Below are 6,000 nucleotides of genomic sequence, written 5' to 3' on the forward strand. Positions count from 1 at the left end.
GCGAGGAGTCCAGACATGGCCGTGATAAACCGCATCGCGGGGTTCGCCGACGACATGACGGCATGGCGGCGGCACCTGCACACCCACCCCGAGCTGGGCTTCGACTGCCACGAGACGGCGGCCTTCGTGGTCGACCGGCTGCGGGAGTTCGGGATCACCGAGATCGAGACCGGCATCGCCACCTCGGGCGTCGTCGCGGTGATCGAGGGGCGCGGCGAGGGGCCGACCATCGGGCTGCGCGCCGACATGGACGCGCTGCCGATCATGGAGGCGACGGGGCTCGACTATGCCAGTGCGGTGCCCGGCCGGATGCATGCCTGCGGCCATGACGGGCACACCACGATGCTGCTGGGCGCCGCCCGCTACCTGGCCGAGACGCGGAACTTCGCCGGCCGCGTGGCGCTGATATTCCAGCCCGCCGAGGAAGGGCCGGGCGGCGGCCGGGTGATGGTCGAGGAGGGTATCCTCGAGCGCTACGGCATCTCCGAGGTCTATGCGCTCCACACCCTGCCGGGCGCGGCCGAGGGCAGTTTCGAAACCTGCCCCGGCCCGATCATGGCGGGGGTCGATACCTTCCATATCGACGTGACCGGCCTTGGCGGCCACGGCGCCATGCCGCACGAGACGCGCGACCCGGTCGTCGCCGCGGCGGGCATGGTGCAGGCGATCCAGACCATCGTCAGCCGCAACCACTATGCGCTTGACGAACTGGTCGTCTCGGTGACCCAGATCCACACCGGCAGCGCCGAGAACATCGTCCCCGAAACCGCCTATATCAACGGCACGATCCGCAGCTTCGACCCGAAAGTGCAGGCCATGGTCCACCGCCGGCTGGAGGAGATCGTGGCGGGGCAGGCGGCCTCCTACGGGGTCACGGCGGCGCTGCGCATCGACGTGGGCTACCCGGCCACGATCAACCACCCCGACCAGACGGGGTTTGCCGCCGGCATCGCCCGCGAGGTCGCCACCGGCGGCGCCGTGGTGGACGACCGGCGCAAGGAGATGGGGGCCGAGGATTTCTCCTACCTGCTGGCCCAGCGCCCCGGCGCCTATCTCTTCCTCGGGCAGGGGGAGGCCGCGGGGTTGCACCACCCGAAATTCGATTTCAACGATGCGGTGGCGCCGGTCGGAGCCTCCTTCTTCGCCCGGCTGGTGGAGCGCGCCCAGCCCGCGGCCTGAACCACGGGGCTTGACGCCCGGCCGCGAAGCTGCACAATTTGATCAAATTATCCCGGCAGATCTGGAGGCAAGACCGGCATGGCACTGGAAGATGCGAAGAAGGAAGTCGACAACGCGCTCATTCAGGAGGACCTGAAGGGCCTCTCGCACGAGAACACCTTCGGCGGCGCGCTGTCCTTCCTGCGGCGGGCCTATACCAAGAACCTGCAGGGCGTCGACGTGGCGGTCACCGGCATTCCCTTCGACCAGGCTGTCACCAACCGCCCCGGCACCCGCCTCGGCCCCCGCGCCATCCGCGAGGCGAGCACGCTGCAGGCCTTCGATGCGCCCTATGGCTGGGGCTACGACGCGATGAGCGAGCTGGCCATCGTCGACTATGGCGACGTGGCCTTCGACTATGCGAAGATCCAGGATTTTCCCGACGCGGTGACCGACCACATCCGAACCATCCTGGCCGCCGGCGTCCCCAGCATCGCTCTGGGCGGCGACCACTACATCACCTTCCCGATCCTAAAGGCCTATGCCGAGAAATACGGGCCCCTCTCGCTGGTGCAGTTCGACGCCCATACCGACACCTGGCCCGATGACGACATGGAGCGGATCGACCACGGCACCATGTTCTACAAGGCGGTGAAACTGGGCCTGATCGAGCCGGCGCGCTCGGTCCAGGTGGGCATCCGCACCTCGAATTCCGACCCGCTGGGCGTCAACATCATCGACGCGCGCGAGGTTTACGAGGCGGGGCCGGCGGCCACGGCGCAGAAGATCAAGGGGATCGTCGGCGATCACCCGACCTATGTCTCCTTCGACATCGACGGGCTCGACCCGGCCTTCGCGCCGGGCACCGGTACGCCGGTCTGGGGCGGGCTGACCTCGGTGCAGGCGGCGATCATCCTGCGCGACATGGCCGGGATCAACATGGTCGGCGGCGACGTTGTGGAAGTGTCGCCGCCCTATGATACCTCGGGGGCGACGGCCGTCGCGGGGGCGCATGTGGCGACCGATCTGATCAGCCTCTGGGGCTGGCGCCATCGGAAAGGTCGGGAGTGAGTATTTTCGGAACAATGAAAGGCGGGGCATGCGTATCGCGGTGATCGTCGTGCTGGTGGTGCTGGTGCTGGCCTTGGGGCTTGCGGCCTATGTGCGGCTGGCGCCCTCGGACCCGAAGCGCTGGCACAAGATGCCGGATGACGTGGCCGACCGCGATTTCAGCAGCGGCGCCATGCGGGTGATCGCGGCGGGCGAGGGCGATCTGGCCCGGCTGCACGGGATCATCGCCGGCAGCCCGCGCACGACGGTGCTGGCCGGTTCGGTCGAAGAGGGGATGATCACCTATGTCAGCCGAACGAAGCTCATGGGCTTTCCTGATTACACCACGGTTCAGCAGGCGGGCGGCGAAATCCGCATCCATGCCCGCCAGCGCTTCGGTTCGTCAGATCTTGGGGTGAACGCCAAACGCGTCGACGGGTGGCTCGACCGGTTCCGAAAGGGAGGATGACAGGCATCCCTCGCTCACCTCGCGCCACATCGGGTTGTTGAGCGACATCTGGCACTGCGCCATGAAGCTGCGGCCGTCGACATGCAGGCAGGTCATCTCGCCGATCTCGACCCGACCGCCCGTCTTGTCGGTGCAGTAGCAATCCACCGTCTTGCCATTGTACATCCCGTCGGCCAGCGCCGGCGCGGCAAGGATCGTGAGGAGGATGGCAAGCCGTTTCATGGGGAAAACTATAGCACCGTCAACCCGCTTGACCAAATGAAAGGAATGGGAGAGACCGGCGCCATGGTGCCCTTGGACAAACTGAACGAGATCACGCAGCGCTTCGAGTATCTCGAGGCGCGGATGGCCGAGGGCGGCGGCGATATCGCGCGGCTGGGGCGCGAGTATGCCGAGCTGCGCCCGGTGGTCGAGGAAATCCGCGCCTACCGGCAGTTGCTCGACGATCTCGAGGGCGCGCAGGCGATGCTCGACGACCCCGAGATGCGGGAACTGGCGCGCGAGGAGCTGGAGACGCTGGAGGCCCACAAGCCCGGGCTCGAGGACAAGCTGCAACTGGCCCTGCTGCCGAAGGACGAGGCCGACAACCGCTCGGTCATCCTCGAGATCCGCCCCGGCACCGGCGGCGAGGAGGCGGCGCTTTTTGCCGGCGACCTCTTGCGCATGTACCAGCGCCACGCCGAGGAGAAGGGCTGGACGTTCGAGATCATCGAGATGAGCCAGACCGAGCTTGGCGGGATCAAGGAACTGGTGGCGCATGTGAAGGGCGACGGGGTCTTTGCCCGGATGAAATTCGAAAGCGGCGTACACCGGGTGCAACGCGTGCCCGAAACCGAGAGCGGCGGGCGCATCCACACCTCCGCCGCCACCGTCGCCGTGCTGCCCGAGGCCGAGGATGTGGACATCGAGATCGACCCCAACGCCCTGCGCATCGACACGATGCGCGCCAGCGGGGCAGGCGGCCAGCACGTCAACACCACCGATTCCGCCGTGCGCATCACCCACCTGCCGACCGGCATCGTGGTGACCTCCTCCGAGAAATCCCAGCACCGCAACCGCGAGATCGCCATGCAGGTGCTGAAGACGCGGCTCTACGACATGGAGCGCCAGAAGGCGCATGACGAACGCTCCTCCGCCCGGGCGGCGATGGTGGGCTCGGGCGACCGCTCGGAACGCATCCGCACCTACAACTTCCCGCAGGGCCGGATGACCGACCACCGCATCGGCCTGACGCTCTACAAGCTCGACCAGATCATGAACGGCGACCTCGACGAGATCACCGACGCGCTGACCGCCGATGCCCAGGCCACCCTGCTGGCGGAGATGGAGGGGTGAGCCGGACCGTCGGCGACGGGCTCTCCGACCTGCGGGGCCGGCTGGCCGCCGCCGGCATCGAGGGCGCGGCGCGCGAGGCGCGGCGGATCATGGCGGCGGCCTTGGGCGTGGCGCCCGACCGGGTCAGCCTGATGCAGACCGACCCGCTGCCCCCCGCCGCCGAGGACCGCCTCACCGGCATGGCCGCCCGCCGCTGCGCGCGCGAGCCGCTGTCGCATATCCTTGGCCTGCGCGCCTTCTACCGCCACGAGTTCCGCGTCACCCGCCACGTGCTCGACCCGCGCCCGGAGACGGAAATGCTGGTCGAGGCCGGGCTGGGCGCGCCGTTCGAGCGGGTGCTCGACCTCGGCACCGGCACGGGCTGCATCCTGCTGTCGCTGCTGGCCGCGCGGCCCGGGGCCAGCGGCACCGGCACCGACATCTCCGACGAGGCGCTGGCGGTGGCGCGCGAGAATGCCCAGACGCTCGGCGTGGCCGACCGCTGCGAGCTGCGCCACTCCGACTGGTTCACCGCCGTCGAGGGGCAATATGACCTCATCGTCTCGAACCCGCCCTATATCGCCGCGTGGGAGATGGATACGCTGGAGCCCGAGCTGCGCTACGAGCCGCGCGGCGCGCTGACGGACGAGGGCGACGGCCTCACCGCCTATCGCGCCATCGCCCAAGGGGCGATGGATCATCTGCGCCCCGGCGGCCGCCTGCTGCTGGAAATCGGCTGGCGGCAGGGGCCCGATGTCTCGGCCCTCCTGCGCGATCGCGGCTTCGAAAACCTGCGCCTGCTCACCGATCTCGACGGGCGCGACAGGGTGGTCGGCGCCGCGCGCCCCCTCACGGCGGCGTGACTTGCCGACACGTGAATGTCAAAAAACGCGCAATTTGAACGGAATTTCAGCCTTTCCCCTTGTCTCGGGCCGTCAGGCATGTTTACTGAAGGGGTCTAGCCGGTGGATGCCTGAAACAGGCGGTCCCGCTTGACATCAAGCCAGAACATGTCGGATCCGGGTCAATTTTCGGCGCAAGGGGCGCCAGACGGATCGAAAAGACGCTTTGAGCATAGGGCTGACAACTTAACAATGAGATCATCCAAGTCACGTTCGCGGAACAAGTCGAACCGCAATAGATCGATGGGCAATGTGGTCAACCGGGTTTTCGATAGCTCGGGGCCCGAGGGCAAGGTGCGTGGCACGCCCCAGCAGGTCATCGACAAGTACAACCAGCTGGCGCGCGATGCCCAGCTGTCCGGCGACCGCGTCGCCGCGGAGAATTTCCAGCAGCATGCCGAGCATTACCTGCGGCTTCTGGGCTCGGCCCAGAAGGAGCAGGACGCCAAGCGCGAGGAGCAGGAGCGCCAGAACCGCGAACGGCAGGCCGAGCGCGACCGCGAGCGCGCCAAGCGGCAGGAACGCGAGATGAACGGTGGCGACATGGTCGAGGACGACCAGCAGCCGCAGCAGAACCATCAGCCGCAGGGCGAGGGCAAGAAGAAGCAGCCCCGCTCGGACGTGCTGGAAACCACGGGTGACGAGCCCGACAGCGGGCTGGTGGAAACGCCGGAAAGCAAGTCGGGCGACACCGGTGGCCAGCAGGACGCGCCGCAGGAGAAACCCAAGCGCACCCGCAAGCCGCGCACGCCCAAGCCGAAAGCCTCCGACGGGGGCGGTGACGGCGGCGACAAGGGCCCGGATTCGAAGGAAGCGGCCGAGTAGACCGTCTGTCTGCCAGTCGAGAGAATGAAAGGGCGCTGCCGAGGGGTGGCGCTTTTTTTATGCGTGTCATGCGCGCGGCGGGATCGGAATTTTGGAACATTTCGGGCCGGAAAATTGCAATTTTCCGGCTCGTTTTCTTCGAAGAGACCTCAGCGAAACTTTGAGGATTCTTCTGTTTCCGTCGAAGTGGTATGATTGGCCATGAGACAGAGCTTCACAACCCAACCCGCCCTTTTCGCCTCCCATGAGCTTTTCGAGCATCCCGCGCTTGGGGCGCTGGAC

8 protein-coding genes are annotated in these 6,000 nt (G+C 67.2%); 6 read left to right on the forward strand and 2 right to left on the reverse strand.

Going from position 1 to position 6,000, the window contains the following annotated elements; genetic code table 11:
• The first annotated feature begins 15 nt into the window (after window positions 1–15).
• The 3 genes from RLN94_RS16065 (at window position 16) to RLN94_RS16075 (ending at window position 2,677) form a co-directional block, all read left to right on the forward strand.
• On the forward strand, window positions 16–1,179 hold the full coding sequence (locus RLN94_RS16065) for a M20 aminoacylase family protein (protein WP_350080149.1): 1,164 nt from the start codon (window positions 16–18) through the stop codon (window positions 1,177–1,179).
• Window positions 1,180–1,257: 78 nt separating this feature from the next.
• Entirely contained in the window at window positions 1,258–2,229 is a 972-nt protein-coding gene (gene speB / locus RLN94_RS16070; protein ID WP_350080151.1) for an agmatinase, read from the forward strand.
• Between the two features lie 28 nt (window positions 2,230–2,257).
• Window positions 2,258–2,677, forward strand: a complete 420-nt coding sequence (locus RLN94_RS16075) for a DUF1499 domain-containing protein (RefSeq protein ID WP_350080153.1) — start codon at window positions 2,258–2,260, stop codon at window positions 2,675–2,677.
• Here the strand turns inward: RLN94_RS16075 and RLN94_RS16080 are convergent.
• Window positions 2,612–2,899: a hypothetical protein gene (locus RLN94_RS16080; protein WP_350080155.1), complete on the reverse strand. Its 288-nt coding sequence runs from the start codon at window positions 2,897–2,899 to the stop codon at window positions 2,612–2,614. The genes RLN94_RS16075 and RLN94_RS16080 overlap by 66 nt on opposite strands.
• A 63-nt stretch (window positions 2,900–2,962) precedes the next feature.
• On the opposite strand from RLN94_RS16080, the gene prfA reads away from it, so the two are divergent.
• The 3 genes from prfA to RLN94_RS16095 all read left to right on the forward strand — a co-directional run bounded on the left by prfA (window position 2,963) and on the right by RLN94_RS16095 (window position 5,718).
• The gene (gene prfA / locus RLN94_RS16085) at window positions 2,963–4,012 is read left to right on the forward strand and encodes a peptide chain release factor 1 (RefSeq protein WP_350080168.1); all 1,050 of its coding nucleotides are present in this window, start codon (window positions 2,963–2,965) and stop codon (window positions 4,010–4,012) included.
• Window positions 4,009–4,854, forward strand: a complete 846-nt coding sequence (prmC, locus tag RLN94_RS16090) for a peptide chain release factor N(5)-glutamine methyltransferase (RefSeq protein ID WP_350080157.1) — start codon at window positions 4,009–4,011, stop codon at window positions 4,852–4,854. The genes prfA and prmC overlap by 4 nt, the downstream gene beginning before the upstream one ends.
• 231 nt (window positions 4,855–5,085) lie before the next feature.
• Entirely contained in the window at window positions 5,086–5,718 is a 633-nt protein-coding gene (locus RLN94_RS16095) for a DUF4167 domain-containing protein (RefSeq protein WP_350080160.1), read from the forward strand.
• 66 nt (window positions 5,719–5,784) lie between these two features.
• Here the strand turns inward: RLN94_RS16095 and RLN94_RS16100 are convergent.
• On the reverse strand, window positions 5,785–6,000 hold a 216-nt coding region (locus tag RLN94_RS16100), incomplete at its 5' end, for a hypothetical protein (protein WP_350080162.1).

The organism is Roseovarius sp. (assembly GCF_040223625.1).
Classification (GTDB): Bacteria; Pseudomonadota; Alphaproteobacteria; order Rhodobacterales; family Rhodobacteraceae; genus Roseovarius.